Origin of the sequence: Actinomycetospora flava (assembly GCF_037400335.1) — a bacterium.
GTDB classification, from domain to species: domain Bacteria; phylum Actinomycetota; class Actinomycetes; order Mycobacteriales; family Pseudonocardiaceae; genus Actinomycetospora; species Actinomycetospora flava.
In genome coordinates this window covers 234344-253768 of record NZ_JBBEGM010000005.1, presented here as the reverse complement: position 1 = coordinate 253768, position 19425 = coordinate 234344, and the positions used below count along the sequence as shown (strand labels likewise).

19 protein-coding genes are annotated in these 19425 nt (G+C 65.1%); 3 read left to right on the top strand and 16 right to left on the bottom strand.

Annotated features, from left to right (window positions below; genetic code table 11):
* Positions 1-22: 22 nt before the first annotated feature.
* Complete coding sequence (locus WCD58_RS14705; RefSeq protein ID WP_337703793.1) at positions 23-2263, bottom strand: bifunctional polysaccharide deacetylase/glycosyltransferase family 2 protein; 2241 nt, start codon at positions 2261-2263, stop codon at positions 23-25.
* A complete protein-coding gene (locus tag WCD58_RS14700) occupies positions 2260-2883 on the bottom strand; it encodes a hypothetical protein (protein ID WP_337703792.1) in 624 nt (207 codons plus the stop codon). The genes WCD58_RS14705 and WCD58_RS14700 overlap by 4 nt, the downstream gene beginning before the upstream one ends.
* Positions 2884-3109: 226 nt before the next feature.
* On the opposite strand from WCD58_RS14700, the gene WCD58_RS14695 reads away from it, so the two are divergent.
* Positions 3110-3487, top strand: coding sequence for a hypothetical protein (locus WCD58_RS14695; RefSeq protein ID WP_337703791.1), 378 nt, complete (start codon positions 3110-3112; stop codon positions 3485-3487).
* 10 nt (positions 3488-3497) lie between these two features.
* Here WCD58_RS14695 and WCD58_RS14690 read toward each other — a convergent pair whose 3' ends face one another.
* The 5 genes from WCD58_RS14690 to WCD58_RS14670 form a co-directional block, all read right to left on the bottom strand.
* Positions 3498-3725, bottom strand: coding sequence for a hypothetical protein (locus WCD58_RS14690; protein ID WP_337703790.1), 228 nt, complete (start codon positions 3723-3725; stop codon positions 3498-3500).
* Positions 3726-3739: 14 nt separating this feature from the next.
* Positions 3740-4585, bottom strand: coding sequence for a hypothetical protein (locus WCD58_RS14685; protein ID WP_337703789.1), 846 nt, complete (start codon positions 4583-4585; stop codon positions 3740-3742).
* Positions 4586-4708: 123 nt separating this feature from the next.
* The gene (locus tag WCD58_RS14680; protein ID WP_337703788.1) at positions 4709-5017 is read right to left on the bottom strand and encodes a hypothetical protein; all 309 of its coding nucleotides are present in this window, start codon (positions 5015-5017) and stop codon (positions 4709-4711) included.
* Positions 5017-5208, bottom strand: a complete 192-nt coding sequence (locus WCD58_RS14675; protein WP_337703787.1) for a hypothetical protein — start codon at positions 5206-5208, stop codon at positions 5017-5019. Before WCD58_RS14675 ends, WCD58_RS14680 begins: the two co-directional genes overlap by 1 nt.
* A gap of 282 nt (positions 5209-5490) precedes the next feature.
* Positions 5491-5688, bottom strand: coding sequence for a hypothetical protein (locus tag WCD58_RS14670; protein ID WP_337703786.1), 198 nt, complete (start codon positions 5686-5688; stop codon positions 5491-5493).
* An 827-nt stretch (positions 5689-6515) separates the two neighbouring features.
* Between WCD58_RS14670 and WCD58_RS33660 the strand changes: the two genes are divergently transcribed.
* Entirely contained in the window at positions 6516-7586 is a 1071-nt protein-coding gene (locus tag WCD58_RS33660; protein WP_373696226.1) for a glycosyltransferase family 4 protein, read from the top strand.
* 82 nt (positions 7587-7668) lie between these two features.
* On the opposite strand, the gene WCD58_RS14665 is transcribed toward WCD58_RS33660, so the two are convergent.
* The 7 genes from WCD58_RS14665 to WCD58_RS14635 form a co-directional block, all read right to left on the bottom strand.
* Positions 7669-8388, bottom strand: coding sequence for a class I SAM-dependent methyltransferase (locus WCD58_RS14665; protein WP_337703785.1), 720 nt, complete (start codon positions 8386-8388; stop codon positions 7669-7671).
* 51 nt (positions 8389-8439) lie between these two features.
* Complete coding sequence (locus WCD58_RS14660; RefSeq protein ID WP_337703784.1) at positions 8440-9294, bottom strand: glycosyltransferase; 855 nt, start codon at positions 9292-9294, stop codon at positions 8440-8442.
* Between the two features lie 81 nt (positions 9295-9375).
* Positions 9376-10056 carry an FkbM family methyltransferase gene (locus WCD58_RS14655; protein ID WP_337703783.1) on the bottom strand — a complete coding sequence of 227 codons (681 nt, stop codon included), beginning with the start codon at positions 10054-10056 and terminating at the stop codon, positions 9376-9378.
* 106 nt (positions 10057-10162) lie between these two features.
* Entirely contained in the window at positions 10163-11323 is a 1161-nt protein-coding gene (locus WCD58_RS14650; protein ID WP_337703782.1) for an O-antigen ligase family protein, read from the bottom strand.
* A 1232-nt stretch (positions 11324-12555) separates the two neighbouring features.
* A complete protein-coding gene (locus WCD58_RS14645) occupies positions 12556-13455 on the bottom strand; it encodes a glycosyltransferase (protein WP_337703781.1) in 900 nt (299 codons plus the stop codon).
* Positions 13456-14910, bottom strand: a complete 1455-nt coding sequence (locus WCD58_RS14640; protein ID WP_337703780.1) for a lipopolysaccharide biosynthesis protein — start codon at positions 14908-14910, stop codon at positions 13456-13458.
* Between the two features lie 76 nt (positions 14911-14986).
* Positions 14987-15802, bottom strand: coding sequence for a glycosyltransferase (locus WCD58_RS14635; RefSeq protein WP_337703779.1), 816 nt, complete (start codon positions 15800-15802; stop codon positions 14987-14989).
* A 360-nt stretch (positions 15803-16162) separates the two neighbouring features.
* On the opposite strand from WCD58_RS14635, the gene WCD58_RS14630 reads away from it, so the two are divergent.
* Positions 16163-16303, top strand: coding sequence for a hypothetical protein (locus tag WCD58_RS14630; RefSeq protein WP_337703778.1), 141 nt, complete (start codon positions 16163-16165; stop codon positions 16301-16303).
* 265 nt (positions 16304-16568) lie between these two features.
* Here the strand turns inward: WCD58_RS14630 and WCD58_RS14625 are convergent, their stop codons facing one another.
* Positions 16569-17582, bottom strand: a complete 1014-nt coding sequence (locus tag WCD58_RS14625; protein WP_337703777.1) for a WecB/TagA/CpsF family glycosyltransferase — start codon at positions 17580-17582, stop codon at positions 16569-16571.
* 39 nt (positions 17583-17621) lie between these two features.
* Entirely contained in the window at positions 17622-18980 is a 1359-nt protein-coding gene (locus WCD58_RS14620) for a sugar transferase (protein WP_337703776.1), read from the bottom strand.
* Between the last annotated feature and the right edge of the window lie 445 nt (positions 18981-19425).

Genomic DNA, 19425 nt, shown 5'->3' with positions numbered 1-19425 from the left:
CGCGGTGACCGTGCCACATCGGTCACCTCCTGCTGAGCACGACGAGCCGCCCGCGCGGCGCCGGCTCCGGCGCGTCCGGCGGCGTCGGGAACACGGCCGGCTCCTGGAGGTGCACCTCCAGCCCGCCCACGCGCCGCAGCTTCTGCCACCCCAGCCGGATGCCGCCCACGGCGGTGACCACCGACCGGATGAGCACCGCGTACATCAGCTGCCGGTAGACGATCTGCTGCAGCGGCAGCAGCCAGAGCACGCCGATCGGTTCGCGCTCCAGCCGGAACGCGATCACCGCGGCGACGAGCTGCATCCCCTGCACCGCCGACCACGCCACCAGCGTCGTCACCGGGTCGAGGAACAGCAGCCCGTAGACCAGGAAGATGTCCACCAGCGGCGCGAGCAGCGGCAGCAGCACCTGGAACACCGCGAGGTGCGCCAGCCCCGCCCGACCGAAGCGGCCCGACGCGCCGGACTCGAGCACCGCGCGGCGGTGCTTCCATATCGACTGCATCGTCCCGTAGCTCCAGCGGTACCGCTGTCGCCACAGCTGCGGCAGGGTCGCCGGCGCCTCGGTCCAGGCGCGGGCGGAGTCCTCGTAGACCACGCGCCACCCGGTGCGGCAGATCGCCATGGTGAGGTCGGTGTCCTCGGCGAGGGTGTCGTCGCTGACCCCGCCGACCTCGAGCAGCACGCCCCGTCGGAACGCCCCGACCGCGCCCGGGATCGTCGGCATGCAGCGCAGCACGTCGTAGACGCGGCGGTCGACGTTGAAGCCCATGACGTACTCGATGTGCTGCCAGCGCGCGATCAGCCTCGCCCAGATTCGTCCTTGGGCCTGCCCGGCGACCTTCGCGTTCCCCGCGACCGCTCCCACCGACGGGTCCGCGAACGGCGCCACCAGCCGACCCACCGTCGACGGCTCGAACACGGTGTCGCCGTCGATCATGACGATCAGCTCGTGACGGGCGTGCGCGATCCCGGCGTTCAGCGCTGACGGCTTGCCGCCGTTGGCCTGGCGCAGCACCCGCACGCGCGGCAGCCGGAGCGACTCGACGATCTCGGCGGTGCCGTCGGTGCTGCCGTCGTCGACGACGATCACCTCGACGGGGTGCTCGCTCACCACCAGCGAGCGCACGGTCGCCGCGATGTTCTCCTTCTCGTTGTAGGCCGGGACGATCACCGACACCGGCGCGGTCACCGGCGGGCCCCACGTGAAGCCGGGCCGGTGCCGCGCCCGGTGGTGCCGGACCGCGACCACCAGCATCAGCACCAGGCGCGCCACCACCAGCACCCCGACCACCAGCAGCAGCCAGGTCAGGACGTCGACGACGACGCCGGCCACCGCGACCAGGCCGATCGCGACGGCGCCGGCGAGGTGGTCGGCGGTCGACACCGGGCGGTTGTCGGCGGGCAGCCCGACCGCGACCTCGGGGGTGACGAAGCGGTAGCCCTGCGCCTGCAGCTCCGGGATCAGCCGGTCGAGCGCGGCGACGGTCTGCGAGCGGTCGCCGCCGGCGTCATGGAGCAGGACGATGCCGCCCGCCCCGTTCGCGGGCTGGGCGTTGCGGACGATGGCGTCGACGCCGGGGCGTTCCCAGTCGCGGCTGTCGGTGTCGGAGAGGACGGTGACGTACCCGTCGCGCCCGGCCGCCTCGAAGGAGCGCAGGGCGTCGGCGGTGACCGCGTCCGCGGTCGACGAGTACGGCGGACGCAGCAGGTAGCTCGACTCCCCCGTCGCGCCCTCGATCACGAGCTGGGTCTCGGTGAGCTCGCGGTCGATGCGCAGGTCCGAGGCCTGCGACAGGTCGGGGTGGGTGAACGTGTGCAGCCCGACCTCCGAGCCGGCCGCGCGGATGTCGCGCAGCAGATCGGGATGGCGCGCGGCGTTGGAGCCGACCACGAAGAACGTCGCCGGCACCTGGTGGCGGCGCAGCACCTCGAGGACCCGCGGCGTCCACGTCGGGTCCGGGCCGTCGTCGAACGTCAGCGCGACGGTCTTCGCGGGCATCCGCGCGCTCGCCGGAATGGCTCCGCGGGCATCGATCACCGGCCCGCCGTCGGTGATCGCGGGCGGGACGCCGTCGGTAGCGCTGGGCTCGGTGGTCTGCGTGACGGCGTCGACGCCGACCTGCGAGCGCGCGAGCCCGTCGACGACGAGCAGGCAGCTGAACAGCAGCAGGCCGACGACGACGAACACCACGCCAGGTCGGGGCAGGATGCGGCGACGATTCGTGGTGGGCGCGGCGGCGCGGTGGGCGGCCACGGTCACGCCTGCGTCGACGTCGACGTGTGCCCGGTGTGGAGCACGTCGGCAGTGGCCGCGTCGGTGGACCCGCTCGACCCGTGGGTGGGCGTCCCGTGCACGGTCGTGTGCCGGTGGGTCGTGTGCGTCCGGTGCTGGTGGTGATGCGTGGTCGCCCGCGGGATCTCCCGGGTGACGACGGTCGTGTGCGTGGTTGTCACAACGCGCTGTGGCGCCCGCACCACTCGCAGCTCCACCCGCCGGACGGGCTCGGCGCGGGGTGCGACGACGTGGTGCGGACGCTCGGCGCGGGTGTGGTGGGTGCTCGCGCGCTCGCTGTGTGGCGCGGCGTGGTGGGTCGCGACGGTCACGGCCTGCGCGGCCGCCGGCTCGATCTCCGGCTCCTCCGGTGCGCCCTCATCGCCCTCGTCGTCGGGTGCGGACGGGGTCGGCACGAGCGTCGCGCCGACCGGCTGCAACGCCACCGTCGTCGTGCCCAGCGTGAGACCGAAGGCGGCGAGGTAGGCCGTGGCCGCCGACGCCCCGAGATAGCCCAGCACCAGCACCCCGCGCCGCCGACGCCCACTGGCGTCGACGAACACGGGCGTCCGATCGCCCGGTTCCCGTCCCGACTCCGTCGTGCTCATCGCCTGCCCCCCGGTCTCGCCGATCTGTCACTCACCGAGGCCCGCGCGGACCCCGTTGACTACAGATCGCTACCTGACTGCCGTTTCGCTACGCACTTAGCCTCACCCAAGTAGGTGAATCGACTGATCCGTAACGGCTCTTCCGGCAATGCGACACGCACAGTGACAGCCGCCCGATCGGTGGCGTGTCGCGACCTCCGTCCGCGCCTGAACCCGAGGTGAACCCGTGACCGCCGTTCAGGATCTCCCCAGCACCCGCCTCGCCGCCGTCACCGCGCGGCGTCGCCGGCTCGAGGAGCAGGTCGCCGCCCTCCGATCCTTCGAGGGCAGGCTCACCGACGAGGTCCGCGCCGCCCGCCGGACTCCCGGTCGGGTCGACCGAGTGCGCGAGCTCCTCTCCCGCCTCGTCGGCGTCCGCGCCCGTCTGCAGGAGACCGAGCTCGCCGCGACCCGAGCCGAGTCGGACGAGGACGGTCTGCGTGACAGCGCGAGCGCCGAGGAGGCCGCGCTCGACGAGGCGCGCCGCGAGGCCGACGAGCGCGAGGCGTTCCACCGCGCCTGCCTCGAGGCGCCCATGATCCGGACGAAGGACCCCGTCGCCTGAGCGCTCGCCGCTACTGCGTGCTCGCGGCCGGCAGCCTCGTCGCGAACACCACCCCGAGCGCGGCGAGCGCGAAGCTCCCGACGACCGTCGCGGCGACCGGCGCGATCCCGCTCTGCGAGGTCTGCGACCCGACGACCGCCCCCACGACGCCGACCACCCAGCTCAGCGTGGCCAGCCCGCCAAGGAAGAGGGCGAAGCGGCGGAAACTGCGACGGTCGATGAACCCGTTGACCGTCACGCGCCGGAACGCCTTCATCGTCTGGGGCGGCGACCAGGAGGCAGAAGACGGTCACGAGCGGGACGAGCCGCGGCAGGACCAGCACCATCACTGCGGTCGCGGCGACCAGGCACGCTCCGAGGCACCACGCCGCGAGCGTGCGGATCGACCGGGTGTGTTCGTGGGCGACCCAGCTCCACGAGGCCGTCGGGGATCCGTGGGGTGTCGACGTCATCGCGGCCTCCACTGCGAGGGGGTGCCGTCGCCGGTCGTCGCGTCGGCCATGGCGCTGCGCGCCTCGGGCGTCGCGCGCGGCCAGCCCGCCCCAGGTCGACCATGCGCTGCGAGATCGCCCGGATCTCCGTCTCGGAGCGCTGGACCACGAGGACACCCTGCGTGACCCCGACGGCGATGGCGGCGATGGCGACCCCGAGCGCGGTCGCGGCCACGGCGACGGCGGCCGGCGCGGTGACGACGCCCATCGCCGTCGTGATCGCCCCCACGACACCCACCACGGCGGCGCCCAGCGCGATGCCGACCGCGATCCAGAAGTTGTCGATGGCGTCGGCCATCGCGTGCAGCGACGTCGAGAGCTGCGTCCCGGCGGCCTGCACCGTCTCCAGCGCGGCCGACTGAGGGGGGACGGAGAGACGGCAGGCCTCGGCGGCGCTCCCGTCCCACTCGACGGTGGTGACCATCCGGTCGGCGGCGACGGCGCCGGCCGTCGCCCCGATCGCGTTGCCCGAGCGCGACCACTGGTCGGCGACGCGACGGAGCAGGTCGGAGTCGCCGCGGCGCGCGAGGAGCTCGTCGATGCGCGCGCGCAGCTCCTCGACCTTCTGCCCCAGCTCGCGCATGCCGACCTGGATCGCGGGGATCACGGGCTACATCGGGTCGAGCCGCCGCAGGTAGGTGATCACCTCGTCGATCGTCGTGGAGAACTCCTGGATGCTGCCGTGCAGCTCGACGGCGGCGGCCGCGGCGTCGTCGGCCGGAGCCATGGGCTATCTCCCTCCCCGTCCCTGCGGGTCGAGGCGAGCCGCGGCCTCCCCGTCCTCACGCTGGTAGGTGTCGGCGGCGGAGACGAGCGTGTCCCCCATCGCCCCCATCGCCTCCTGCGCCTGTCCGAGCAGCTCCGGAATCCGCTGCTGGATCTCCGCGTACGCCGCAGGCAGACCGGCGGACTCGCCGAGATAGGAGAACGCCGCCGTGGGCTCCGCGAGCGACTGCGACGCCTCGTGCCACGTGCCGACGTCGCGACGCAGCGCGTCCAGCTCGGCCTGCAGGCGGGGGCCCGGCACCGGGTCGGTCATCAGGTCAGCCCCGCCGCGCGGATGATCGCCCGGGGGTCGCGCCCGAGCCGGGCGAGCACCCGGGCGGCGTCGCTCGCCGGGCCGTGGACGAGCCGTCCGGGGGCGGCGGCCTCCTGCAGCCGTCGCAGGACCTCGAGCGCCTCGGCCTCGATCTCGACTCGGTGCGCCCCCGACGCCCACGCCGCGTCCACCTCGACCTCGGTGACCGCGACCCCGACCGTGCGGCCTCGAACGTGGCCCCGGGCGCTGCGGATGTCGGCCTCTGCCGTGCGGTGACGGCGCAGGGCCGCGGAGAGACGACGCGCGTCGGCAACCGCCTCCTCGACAAGACGCCTCGGGTCTCCTCCCCAGGGCCGGAGGTCCGGGGCGTCCTCCGACGATGCCGCGGGCTCAGGTGGCGCTTCCAGGGTCTGGGCAAGGGCGTCGTGGAACTCCTGCAGCAGTCGTACGCCCAGCTCGCGCGGCTCGAGGTGCTAACGCCAGTCCGGCGCGATCTCCACCGCGACGACCCGCCCGTGCCCGTCCGTCGTCACCGACACTGGGCCCCGGGACGGCGGCGCGGATGGCTCGACCGGTCGGGGCGACGGCGCCGACTGCTCCGCATCCACGGCGAACGCGCGGTACTCCTCGTCCGTGAGCCCCGCGAAGCCCCACCGAGGACTCTCGGTCACCGATCACTCCCCCCGGGCGCCCTCGGGCAGCGGCAGCCGGAGTCTGGCACACGAGATCGCTCGGCAAGGTCCGTTCGCGAAGATTCCGAAAGCACCTCCGGCGCACGGGTCGACCTGGCAGGACCGTCGTAGCCGGGGGCTGGGGTGAGATCCGGGGTGAGCCGTGCCGGGCAATGGGCGCGACTTCCGGGCGACCCCAGGAGCGATCACGGACGCCGCCAGGCCGAGGGAACGCGCCGGCGCCGCGCTCCAGGCTTTCGTGGCCGCGACCGGACCGGACCGCTCGAGCGACCGCACGGGTCAGGGGCGCGCTCGACGACGAGGGCATCGACACACTCGTCGAGTCCGGAGACACCGTCGGGGACGGCATCATCAGTCTGGGCTCGTTCGGCCCAGGCCCGGACCACGAGTGAGTGGGAGCGACGCCCACGTTGAACTGCAGATCCTCGGCGATTGCCGGGTTCGGCTCGGCTGCCACTCGCTCCGGCCGCGTGCTCCCGTCCTGGTACTGGCGGCGGCTCAACCGAGGTCGACCGAGCCCCTGACGACGACGTCGCCTGCCTACCCGGTGCGCGGTGCGGGCTCAGGGGAATGCCAGGAACGGACGCAGGACACGCTGCTCGGACGGCGGTCGCTGCCCAACCACCGGCGCTCTCGTCGCTCCAGACGTCGTCTAGCGAGACCGCAACAACCAGCCTGATCCCGAGCGCGGGCGACGAGGACTCGCACCGTAGCTGCGGACGCACCATCACTTGCGTCATCCGATGCCCGCCTGATTACGCCGATCCATTTACGTAGCGCCCGATCCCGCGTGGCAAGATGCAACCATGGGTGATGAACATATCCGAGTGCTGGCCTATCCAGCATACCAATCAGCCGACGAAAATCCGTATATCACGGATCTCTACGAAGCAGTTAGAACCGACGGAATCTCGGTCGACGACTACACTAGGCGAGGCCTCCTGCGCCGATACAATATAATTCACATTCATTGGCCTGAGCAGCTGGTTGAATGGCGACGGGGACCATTCTACGCTACCGCAGATGCCGCAAAGGTGCTCGCTCTCCTCGCGGCAGCCAAGGCGCAAGGAACAAAGCTCGTATGGACCGGGCACGACCTCGGCCCGCACGACATGCCTCATCCCAGAATCTACAGAGCTTACGTTGCCACCTTCATGCGATTCGTAGACCTTCTCATCAGCCTCGACCAGGCATCTATTCCCCAACTTCTAGACCGCTATCCAAGACTAAGGAAGACTTCACTCTGCGTGATACCACATTCGCACTATCGCAACGGCTACCCGCACCCACCTACGCGAAAAGCAGCCCGAGAACGACTTCGCCTGCCCGGACAAACAAGAGTACTCCTACTTCTCGGTAGAGTGAAGCGATATAAGAGAATCGATAGTCTTATCCAGGGTTATGCTGAAAGGGGCTCGAACGGGTTCCGCCTAATAGTAGTAGGGCGAGAAGCTGAGTACGACCCTGACTACGCAATCGAGGTTTCGAGAGCCGCCCTTAACGCTGGCCCGAACGTCGAGGTCCGACTAGGCGCGGTTCCCGCCACCGAAGTGCCCACTTGGCACGCGGCGGCAGACGTCGTTGTGCTGCCGTACGCACGGACCACCGCACTTCACTCGGGTGCCGCCCTACTCGCTCTGTCTCTGCACACTCCTATAGTGGTCACCGACACGCCTACTATGCGAGAGCTCGCAGCTACTGTCGGCACGGGCTGGGTACACCTGTCGAACGGTACGATCGACGATACCCTTAGAGTCGCCGAACTGGCCGCAGACAGCCGACCGCCGGGCCCGCCCGATTTATCCAATCTGGATCCAGGCAACCTCGGTCGTGAAACGGCGCAATCCTACCGCACACTTGTAGATGGCTTCACGTAGGTCACTCGACATCGACCGCGTGCGGCGGCCCGCTGGGCCCGGAACCAGGATTCGCGAGCAACCTTTAGAAGCTGCTCACAATTTACCGGCCACCTTCGCCATTCCGCACCGCGATGAGGGACTTCGTCAAGCCAAGAAACCTTTCTCGCAGAATCCCGGATTCAGGGAAGAGATTCTGCATCTGCGAGACACTGACCAACTCCACTTCGTTCACCAATGCCTCGGCCTCAGCGCGCGTGGTGGCCCTCATGTGGCCGAACCGCCAACGCATCGATACCTGAACCCGCGCCTCGTAGGGCAAGAACTGCAACCCCGGGAACAGCCAATGCGGTTCGATCGGGAAGTAACGGTAGGGGGTCTGCACCCAATGCCGTTCGGCGAGTCGGCGCACGTTCTCCGCGACGCGGTAGCGCTGGAAGTGACCACCAACGTGCTCAAGAAGTGAGTTGGAGTAGACCAGGTCAAATGACTCTGCGAACAGACTGCTCGGAAGGTCCGTCGCATCGCCCTGCCGTGTCTCGACACCATCGACCTTCGCGTCCTGAACGTTCAAGTTCACCACCACGAGCCTCGCAGGACGCATCGGCGCGGACGACCACGAGACCACAGAGCCTCCAAGGTCCACCACACTCATATCATCGAAAGATGGAAACTCCGAATACAATTGCTCCCAGCGTCGGTGACGCGCTCTCGCGACCAACGAACCGGCGCTGTTAAGGTCGAAAAGTCGGCGCATCAAGGGATTACCCAGATTCGCCGTATGCGGATCGCTCGATCCCGAGAACTCGTTCGCGGCGGCCATGTCGTTCTCCTGTTTCTGGGCGTTTGGCTAGACTGTTTCGAGTCCGTACGTCTAATTGAGTCGCCTCGATGAGAGATCCCTTCCCCACGAGTAGTCACCTCTGACCCGCTTATAACGCGCAGCGACACGCGCACTTCCATAAATGAGAGCATGCACGGGCACCGCCATCCATAGACTCCGGTCTTCGGCCAGCACACTCCATCTAGCCTTCAGCCAGCCGATACGTCGGCTCCAGCGATCTTCCTCGGTCAGGACCTCCCGCTGACTCGCCAACTGATCGTTACCCACCCACTGGCGCGTCAACATTCTCAAGAGATTTCGAAGGTTGTACGGTGGATGAATTAGGAATGACGCGCACTCAACCGTAAGTCGGAGTTCGGGCGGAAAAATGTTTCGGATAAACAGATCATCAGCGATAATCGCCGGAAAGTCCTCGAATCGACCCCGGCCGGCTCTACTCAGAGCGTATACGCCAACGCCTACCAGGTTATCTTGTCCATACGGCATCTTTTCCCACACTCGATAATACGACTTAACCGCGAAACTTCGCCCAGCATCGGCCCACTCAAGCTTCGGCGCGGCCACCTCAGCACCTGACTCCTCCATGGCGTTTACCGTCACGAGAAGCGACTTGTAGTCCAGCTCTACATCCGCATCGAGGTAGAACCTTGGAAAGCCAACCGCCAACGAATCACCCGCATTGAGCGCAGCTGCCTTGCTCGCAGTACCGAGCTCTACGACATTAACACCCTCGAACTCTCGAGCTACATCGGCCGTCCTATCGGAGCATCCGTTTGCCACGACTATAACGTCCAACTGATCCGCGTCACAACGGTCACAAAGGCGTCGCAGGCACCTGGCGATAACCGTCTCTTCGTTATGGGCCGGAATCACGACCGATGTCATTACAACCTCCTGCACTTTTCCTGTACGCCGCCCGAGTCGAGTTAGAGCGTGCCCTCAGATGATCCAAACCGTCGAACAACTTCATCCGGAGCGCACGAAGAACGTATTTAGAGTATCGCCGCTACCAGCGACCAGTCTGTCCCCGCTCCAATGCATCGGCGCGTAGTCCAGATCCTTCAGAAACGCACCGACCTCGGCGATTGGCGTCTCGATCAACAGCACAGGCGAGTAGGCCTCAAGTGTTCCAACACCCCCTTGTAGAACATCCAACTCTAATCCTTGGACATCGATCTTTATTAGCGCCGGAGCCAATGCAAGATCGTCCAAGCTCACAGTTTGAACCTCGAACTCCTCGATGCTCAGGAGTCTTGGATCAAATCTGCATATCCTGCTCGCCAACCACGTCTCAGCTTCGTCTCTATTCAGAGAAGCTAAGCCGTCGAAAACGTAACCCCTGTACGCCGGGATGAAGAGAGTAAATGTCCCCTCCTGCCTTCCAACGGCGGCCTCGACCAGCGTCCAATGGGCATGCTTCCCATAACGCCCCCGAAGGCGCGCAGCCAGAAGCGGATTAGGCTCAAACGACACAACCCGACGCCCCGGGGCAGTAAGAGCCAGAGCATCAACGCTCTGCCCCCGGTTGGCTCCTACGTCAAGAATGAGTGCATCCTGCGTTAGACGAAGCTCAGGAACTCCGCGAAAATCGTCTTCGAACGGCCTACGTCGAACCTTCAGGTAGGCCCGCTGGACAGCGTACTTCACGTCGCTGCCCCCTGGCAGGAACGTTTGCGCGGTCCTGAGCACCTGCCCGACCGCTTCTCTGTTTGGGCCCATCTCAGTTTCCTCCGCTTTGGCTCAACCGCCGGACCTACTTCACTGGCCAGGTACTTGCTCGCGGCGGAAGCCTCACTAGGGAGCCCAACGAGACCGCACCCGCGACCGTCCACAGCACATAGTTCGGTTGAAGGTACGGGGCTGGCCCCAGCATTGCCGCGAATGTCCAGACAATCAGCATAGCTGCCAGGACCGACCGCAACGGTTCGAGCGATGAGTAGTCCGGCACCCGAACTACCGCTGCCACCACAGCCATGACCAGCACTGCAAGCCATAGCACAAAGCCCGGGATACCGATCTCCGCAAGGCGCGACAGGAACACGTTGTGAATCTCTACTTGGCCAGAGGAGACCGAAACCGGATAAGTGTCTCCTTGGCGAATGTACTCAACCATCTTACTGGCAGAATTGTTCCACCCGATTCCTGCAACTGGGTTGGACTCAAGCATTCTCGCCCCAGCAGAGTTCGTGTTCAGGCGGTCCCACACGGGGTACTCGTCCTCTGCCCTGGCTTCCGCTCCCTCTGACACCCCCGGGACGAAAGTGTATACAAGTCCTACCGCTAGAATTAAAGTCACCGCCCCGGGCAGGGCTAACCGCCGCAACTGCGGAATGAGGATCGTTGCGGCGATAGCGGCCGCGGCCGCGCCGAGCCATATGGCGCGTGTCAATGTGAGTAAAATTCCAACCGCGCACAGTGCAGCCACCACACCCCCGGCTACACGCCAGCGACGAGATCGATCGACAAGCGCCACGCCGACAGCAAAAGCGGCCGAGTAGCTGAGCATTAACCCGTTGGCGACCGATTCAACGTACGGGCCCCGAGCGCGTTCGATGTGGATGCCGACATTCGGATCGAGAATATAGGACGGCCAGACAAGGCTAGGAATGCCCGACAACTGTCCAATAGAAACGATACTTAGATAGATGCCCAATACTGCGAAGACCCGGAACAGGAACTCTCTACTCTCGTCTTCCCAATATACGCATGGAGCAATCGCGAAGACCAGGAACAGGCCCACTCCGAATCGGTCGAATAGGGCGAAGAGTCCGCCAGGACCCATCGTTCCCGCCAACACCATAGAAAGCGCGGCCCAAGAAATGGCTAGGACCATCACCACGTGGATGGCTTTGCCTTCCAACTGACCCCCTCGGGACCGGAAGGCGGCGAGACAGGCCAGTGCACCGCCGGCCATGAGCAGACGATCGATTGGAAGCGGGACCCCGAAGTCCTGCCAATGCCCCGAGAAGCAAGATGCCGCCAGACCGAGAGTGAAGGCCCGAGTGCCCCATTGATCTGCCCTCGCTATCCACGGCTCTGACCTTGAGCCAGCTCCCAGCGCCGGAAGTCGGACCGTCGCTGCTTCCAGAGAGTCGTCGGGCCGGCCTATGGACCTCATATCAGGTCAGTCCAACGCGTCGACCCGTATGGCGGCCAGGGCTGTTCGGTAGACCTGACTGGTCCGTCACGTCTGAACTCGGCCATTCACTGTCTCTGCGGCCGTCACCAGTGCCTGTCGCGGTCGGAGGGGTGCCGCGAGTAGGTCCGCCGCGCGTAACAAGCACCATGGCGCCAACGAAGCTGATAGCGAACCCGACTATCGCGCCGAGCTGGACGTTCCGGGCGCGTGTGCTGCCGGTCACGCTTGCGGACGCGAGCTCCTGCAGTCCGTTTCCCTGGCTAGAGTCTGAGATCGTTTGGTTCAGTTGGTTCGTGTAGGCATCCACAGCCGCCTGCGCGGTCCGCACATCGGCCGTAGCCGCTGCGGCATCGCTCCCGCGTGCACCACCGGCTCGAGCCTGCGCGCTAGAGAGATTCACGTACGCTTGTCGGAGATCGTCGACAGCGCGGTCACGGCTCTGTTCGTTACTCAACAGGCCTGCAACGACTTCCCGCAGCGCCCTAGCGGAAAGATTCGTCGCGTCAGCTGCGGAAGTGGCGGTGCTCGCTTGACCTTCCACTAGCACGATGCTAGACCCGGCGACGGGCGAAGCTGACGCCTCGACGGTCGAACCGTCAGGACTGAGCCAGGTCAGACGACCGTCGGCTTGGGCAGTGACATCCGATCGAGACTCACGCGCGATGGCAGCACGTACCTCATCACCGGAAAAGACCCGACTATACGTCTCCGCAAGCGACTTCCCAGCTTCAGCGAACGCGGGTACCGCGGATATGCTGACATTCGTTGACCCGGCAATCAACTTTGACTGTGCGATGTGACGCACTGGCACGAGTAGGGCGGCCAGGCCGCCGACGAGTACCCCAACGAGACAGCATGCGACAATCAGCCTCGAGTTTTCACGGAGCACATCAGTAACCGTGCTTCCCGCGAGCGATGTTCTATCGGACACTGACTTCCCCCAACTTAGGCAGTCGCCTCGACGCTCCTCAACGGAGCGACTAGCGGTACGACTCTATACAGACCGCTCAGTCAGCTCCTCTCATCTGGACAATCCCGTCGCGAAAGCCGCGAACTGACGGGCGAAGATACGAGAACCCCTGTCTCACGGACCGGAGTAGTTCGATTACTTGGGCCAGGTAGAAGAGAGTCACTTGCGGGGTTGTCGGCGTGATATCGAGATAGCGACATGCATCTCGAAAGAGGTAAAAGCGATTCCTCACTTGGTAGTACGCTTTCCAAGGCGCTGGCCTTCCTGGTGGAAGTAGCCGTCTCATGCGCGCGTTCGCCGTGTACGCAACGTTCGTGTGCACGGATGCCTTCAGTCCAAAGAGGGTGTCATCGTCGACAATGAAGTAGTTCGCGTCTGGCGGACCGATAGTTTCAACGATCCGCCTCGATACGAGCGCGCCCTCGAAGCAGGCTACATTCGAATAGACGACGTCCTTACCGTTCCTGAACGAAAGATTTCCGATCCGGGTACGGCTTCCAGTCAGAACGTCTAGGTAGTGCTCCTCGTCGGCGTCGGACCCGTCAGCACTAATGCGCCTCGGGTGAACCAGTTCAGACTGGCACGCGTATCCGAGCAGTAGCTCGAGGACATCCGGCTCTGGCGCGACGTCATCGTCCATCATCCAGATCCAGTCAGCCTGGTCGGTGAGCGCAGCTTCGATTCCAGCCTTAAATCCGCCCGCGCCTCCGGTATTGCGGTCGAGGCGAAGATACGAGAATCTCCTGTCAGACAGGAACTCCTCAAGTTCCTCAGCCCCGCGAGTTCCATCTGTAGACCCATTGTCGACCAGAATCACCTTGTCGATAGGTCTAGTCTGCTGGCGCACTGCGGAGAGTGTCTGGAGAAGAAGCTCACGCCTGTTAAAGGTCACAATAACAGCCGTCACACGAAAATCTCGCGAGTCGGGATCGGTCATTCAGGAAGCCTTCCTCTCTCGCTTCTTCGTTCGTCCCGTTGCCTTCATGATGACCAACCTCAAGTCTTCGAAGGTCGTAGGCGACAGGAGTCGTAGCCCTGCACAGTAGAGACCAAGCCCCGGGAGTGCGCATAGGATTACGGATACGAGATCGTTCCCAATCGCTTCGTCAACCAGCCCTACGCCGACACCAGCCAAGATAGGGACCGAAAGCAGGAGAACAAGGGGGGCGAGACTCGAGAGATACCCTCGTATCGCGCCGAGGTGTTTCGAAACGAGCCATGTTGTCACCGGCACCATCGCGACGGCCCGAGCTGCGAACGCCGCGGCCACCCAGACGATGCCATAATTGACCGCCAAGATGAACCCGACAACGTTGACTAGCGAGCCGACTAGCGAAGTCGCAAGGACCTGTCCCGCGCGGCCGGTCGCTTGGAGGAATGTATTGTTGATGTCGACCATTGTCGTAGCGATACCCGCGATCGCGAGAACCGACATGACCGGGGCCGCCGCCAACCACTGCGGACCGAGCAGAGCAGGAACCAGCTGAGGAGAGGCAACCGCCGTGAAGACAAAGGCCGGCGAGCTAACCGCGAAAGTGAAGCCAGCTGAACGAATAAACCCGCTTGTCAGCCTGTCACCCGCGCCTTGTAGACGCGAGTAGAGAGGAAAGGCAACTGTGTTCGAGACACCCTGAATAGTGTCTTGTAGTACCGTCAACAGACGGTAAGCAACGCTGTACAGGCCTAGGGCCGACGGCCCTAGTACCGCGCCGATAAGGATGTCGTCTGACTTCGTAGATGCAAGGACTGTCAGATCGATACCAATTACCTTCAGCCCGAAGCCGCCCATCTCGCGCACCGCCTGCCGTGAGATGGTTGCTCCTGGACGGTACGACCGGACAGTAGCCATCCAGAGAAAGACCGTACTTGTGACGCCTTCCACGAGAGTCTGCACCACAAGTGCCCACACCCCCGCGCCACCGAAGGCCAGTGCGAGCGCAGAAGCAATGCTAAGGAGCGTCGCTGCGAGCTGACGGATGCTCAGCGCTCGAAAGTTCATCTCCCGCGACAGAAGACCTTCTGGCACCATGTTCGCACCGACTAGAACCGGCATGGCACTGAGCGCCATCAGTACCGGACCTAACTCCTGCTGCCCCATCCACTCGGCGACAATAGGCGCCGAGAAGAACATTGCACCGCCCAGTATGAAGCCGGACACCGCACTTATCAGAAGGACGCTGTCGAGGTGCGACTTGGTGAGGGCTGGATGCTGGATGATCGCTTGACTTAGACCGCCACTCGCGAGGAATTGAAGGACGGTGATGATTGCGACCGCGAGAGCGACGGTTCCGAAAGCTTCCGGCGCGAGTAGACGGGCCAGTACGAAGAACACCCCTACCCGCAGGAGCCGTGTCGCTAGCGTTGTTAAACCTCTCCACGCGACACCCTGCACCGCGGCGGCGGTGTAGGTTTGCCCACTTGAATCGGTCAACTTGTCGGCTCCAAATCGAAGCTATCCGGCGCAGGCGTTATCTGGCGAGCCCGCTTTGGTCGCCGCTAGCGGGGTAGCCCGCGTTCGGCGCGACGTTATCTGAACCTCGAAGTATGACAGTCTCCAGTAATCGCTGCGCATTCGGGCGCACTTGGAACTCACGTTGCACCACTCCTCGCGCTTTGGAGCCCAACCGAACTCTCCGCTCGGCGTTTGCACAAAGATCCCGTAGCCCTTGTGTCAAACCGGACACATCTCCCGGCGCAACGAGTAAGCCGGTCTCGCCGTGAGCCACCAGCTCGGGAATACCAGCGACGCTTGTTGTAAGCACCGCAATTTCCGAGGACATCGCCTCCATGAGAACAACAGGTACGCCTTCAGCATAGCTCGGCAAGCAAAAGACGTTTGCCCAATTGTAGAGACGGGGAAGCTTGTCTTGTCCCACTGGCCCCACTAGCCGCACGTATTCTGTAAGGCCGAAGTCATTAATTGCCGCGGCGATGTCGCCTTTGAGAGGTCCCGCGCCAACTATTTCCGCTTCGAACTCCACGCCCTCGTCAGCAAGCTCTTTGAGCGCCTGAAGAAGGTTCATCACCCCCTTCTCCTTGACCAGCCTACCTACGTAGAGAATCCTAGGCTTGTGAGTATCGGTGGAGCTCATGACTCTCGGACGGTAGGTATCGACGTCCACGCCCATTCGGATTATCTCCAACTTCGACCCCTCCATCCCGGGATCGAGCGCGATAAGCTGATTTCTACAGTAGTGCGAGATGCAAGCTATCGCGGCTGCTGACTGAGCCTTCTTTGCGAGGTCAAATGATTCCGGCGCGAGAAACTCAGTCGGACCATGCATGGAGAGGGTCCATCGCCAAGTAGAATTGGATTGGCGAGCAACGAATAGGACCGCGACTCGCGCGATATCGGCTGCATTATTGGCGTGATGTACGTGGATTTGACTCAAGTTCCGATGGCGCATCTCATGTACAAGCACGAGAGCTTCAACAAGGTAGAAGAGTTGCCAAACCCGCCCACGTACAGTCGATCCGTACTCGGATATGGCTGTTATCAGGGTGCTGACTAGCGCGCCAGGAGATCGAGCGAGGGAACATAAGACCACACGCAAGTAGTCTCTCTTTGGCCTGCCGAGCAACGAAGTGGTGCGACTCGCCTCGCGAATCATGGACTGATTTAGTTGTTCACTCGGAGGAGTCGGGTGAACAGTGAAGGTTTCGACGTTGACGCCGAGTTCGCGCAGAGCTGCGATCTCTCGCTCGATGAACGTGTGCGATACGGCTGGGTACTTGCTGACCAAGTACGCGACCGATATAAGCCGCGCAGCCTGCTGGCGATCTGACATGGACTTGCGGGCCCCCATACCCCGGAAGGCCCCGGCCACGACTCACCTGAGGCTGGCGGGGCCCGGCACACGTATCGAGCGGTCATAGACCAGATGGATGATTGTCGACGCCCGAACAGCCCAGTACCGCTATAGGATGCGAGACTGTCACCTTCCGGGTGGTGTTGCAACTCATGGTGGTCCGAGGTGGCGATCGTCCCACCCTGTCGAGTCTCCGGAGCACCCGGGTCGCGTGATGGTTGGCTTGCCCGTCAGCTGTCGCTCAAGCTCCGATGCGCTGCCGGGTGCGGAGCGCTGACACAGTGCCGTGCGCCGTGGGACCCGAGTGGCACGTTCGCTGGTTGGCGGCGCACCCGCGTGCGCAGCGGTCGAGGCGGTGAGCCTTCGAGTGCACTGGCACACCAAGCGTGGCTGCCCCGTGGACCAAGAGGATCGTCACGAACATCAGGAGGAAACGGGTGTCGCGCACCAGGTAGCGCCGCCACAGTCGTCGGAAGTCGGTGCAGAGGCGGTAGGCCGCCTCAGTGCCCGTCTTCTGGAAGAACTGCGGAGCTCGCGACTGGTAACCCGAGAGGAAGTCGATCGTGGCGCCGGCCCCAACAAGCGTGGCGCCAGGGAGGTCCGCGCGGTGCCGGGCGATCCAAAGCTCCTGCTTCGGAGCCCCAAGGCAGACGACGACTACGTCGGGTCGGTAGGCCTGGAGCGCAGCCACGAGCCGGTCGTCTTCGCTGTCTCCGTGTTCGAAGCCCATGCGGGGGCTGTCGACAAACATTTCCGGCAGCCCGGGGAATCGGGAACGGAGGTTGGCCGCGGCCCGGGTAGCCCGTCCCTCGGCTCCACCGACCAGCGCGACGCGAAGCCCGCGCTTGGCGGCCAGGGCGATCATCGCGACCGTGAGGTCGACGCCCGTCACGCGGGAGGCGTTGCTCGTCCCGGTCCACTTCGACAGGAGCGCGAGAGGAGCGCCGTCAATCGTCACGACATCAGCGCTCTCGTATGCATCGCGAAAGCGCTGGTCCGTGTTCATGAGCATCACGTGGTCGACGTTGCACGTGTACACGCTGGTCCCGCGTGCACGCTTTGCAGCGCGCGCGAGGATCTTCTCCGCGGCGTCTGCCTCGGACTCGAAGACCTGCAGGTTGATGTCCAGCAGATGATGATAAGCCTGAGCCTGCGATCCTTCGATACGGCCTTGGAGCTGGGTCTCGACGCGGCTCGCGGAGCGCGGAGCCGGGATGATGGTGCTGACGTCGGAGTCTTCGATGATCTTGTTCATGACAGACTTCTCCCCGATGAACTTAGGAAATCAGCAGGATCAGTAAGCGCCGCGGCCAGTGAAAATCGCGCCGACCGTCTTCCAGAGAATTGAGACGTCCAGCGCCGGCGACCAATTCTCGACGTAGCGCAGGTCCAGCCGGACCGACTCCTCCCAGGTGAGGTCCGAACGGCCGCTGACCTGCCAGAGGCCCGTGAGTCCAGGGCGGACGAGGAACTTGCGGCGGGCGTCGTCCGCGTACGTGGCGACCTCCCGCTCGAGCGGCGGGCGCGGGCCGACCAGCGACATCGAGCCGCCGATGACGTTGAACAGCTGGGGCAGCTCGTCGAGCGAGAGCCGGCGCAGGACGCCGCCGATGCGGGTGATCCGCGGGTCGCGCTTCATCTTGAACAGCGGGCCCGAGCCCTCGTTGGTGGCGGCGAGCTGGTCGACCAGCTTGTCGGCGTCGACCACCATCGAGCGGAACTTGATCATCTGGAAGCGCTGGCCGGCGCGGCCGACGCGCTCCTGGCGGTAGAACACCGGGCCGCCGTCCTGGCGGATCGCGATCGCGAGGAAGAGGAACACCGGCGCGAGCAGGACCACCAGGGCGGTCGCGGCGGTGCGGTCGACGATGTTCTTGACGATGCGGGCCGGGCCGCCCCAGCGGGGCTCCGTGAGGCGCAGCAGCGGGAGGCCGTCGACCGGCGCGACGTGCAGGCGGGGCCCGGTGATCTCCATGAGGCCCGGGTCGACCACCAGCTCGACGCCCTCGCCCTCGAGGTCCCAGGCGAGGCGGTGCAGGCGCTTCGGACCCCAGCCCGGCGCCGGGGCGACCGCGACGACCTCGATGCCGAGCTCGCGGACGTGGCGGGCGACGTCGTCGAGGTCGCCGATCACCGGGACGCCGGCGATCTCGATGACGCCGGCGGTGCCGGTGGAGGTGCAGGCGGCGGTGACGGTCCAGCCGTGGTGCGGGACGCGGCGGGTGCGGGCGACCAGGTCGGCGATCGAGGCCTCGGAGCCGACGACGAGCACCGAGGACATGCAGCGGGCGTCGCGGCGGGCGCGGTGCAGGGCGCGGCGGACCGCGTAGCGGCCCAGCAGCAGGGCGCCGGCGGTGGCGGGGATGACCCCGAAGATCCAGGGGCGGACCTGCTCGACCTTCAGCGCCATCCCGGCCAGCGCGAGGACGACCGTGGCGGCCGCCGTGCCGCGCAGGACCCGGTTGAACTCCTCGGCGCCCTGACCGAGCACCCCGCGGTCCCAGGCGCGGAAGACCAGCAGGCCGGCGAGGACGAGCGTCGCGGAGACCAGGTTGAACTGGGCGGCGGGCCCGAGGCCCCAGTCGCCGACGATCGTGGCGGCGGCCGCGACCAGGGCGATGACCGCGAGGTCGGTGGCGACGACGACGCGCACGAGGCGCTGCTGCCAACGGCGCGAGCTCGGGCGAGCAGTGACGCTCGGTGACACCGGCTCTGCTCCGCGAGGAGCAGGCACCGTTGCCTCAATCGATTCCGTTATCGCGAGCCGACCAGCCACTTCGATGTCCCCCCGGATGGCGACGGATGGTGTGCACCCGTCCGACCGACTGTCACGCCGGGGAAGCTCTTGGTTGAACTTCGAACCCGCCGTTCTTGTCCCGCTATCGCGTGGTCTTGCCCGACCCGTTACACACCACGTATCCGCACTTCACGGCGTGTCGCACCGACACCCCGCTGGACATGACGTGCGTTCACCTGTTCAGCCCTGTGTGGTCTAGATCGCATCTCCGGGGAGTAACACTTCGAACTACGACGATCCGAGCAATGACGACCCCGATCTGTCCCTCCAACGAGGGACAAAGCCACATACCGCGAACGGC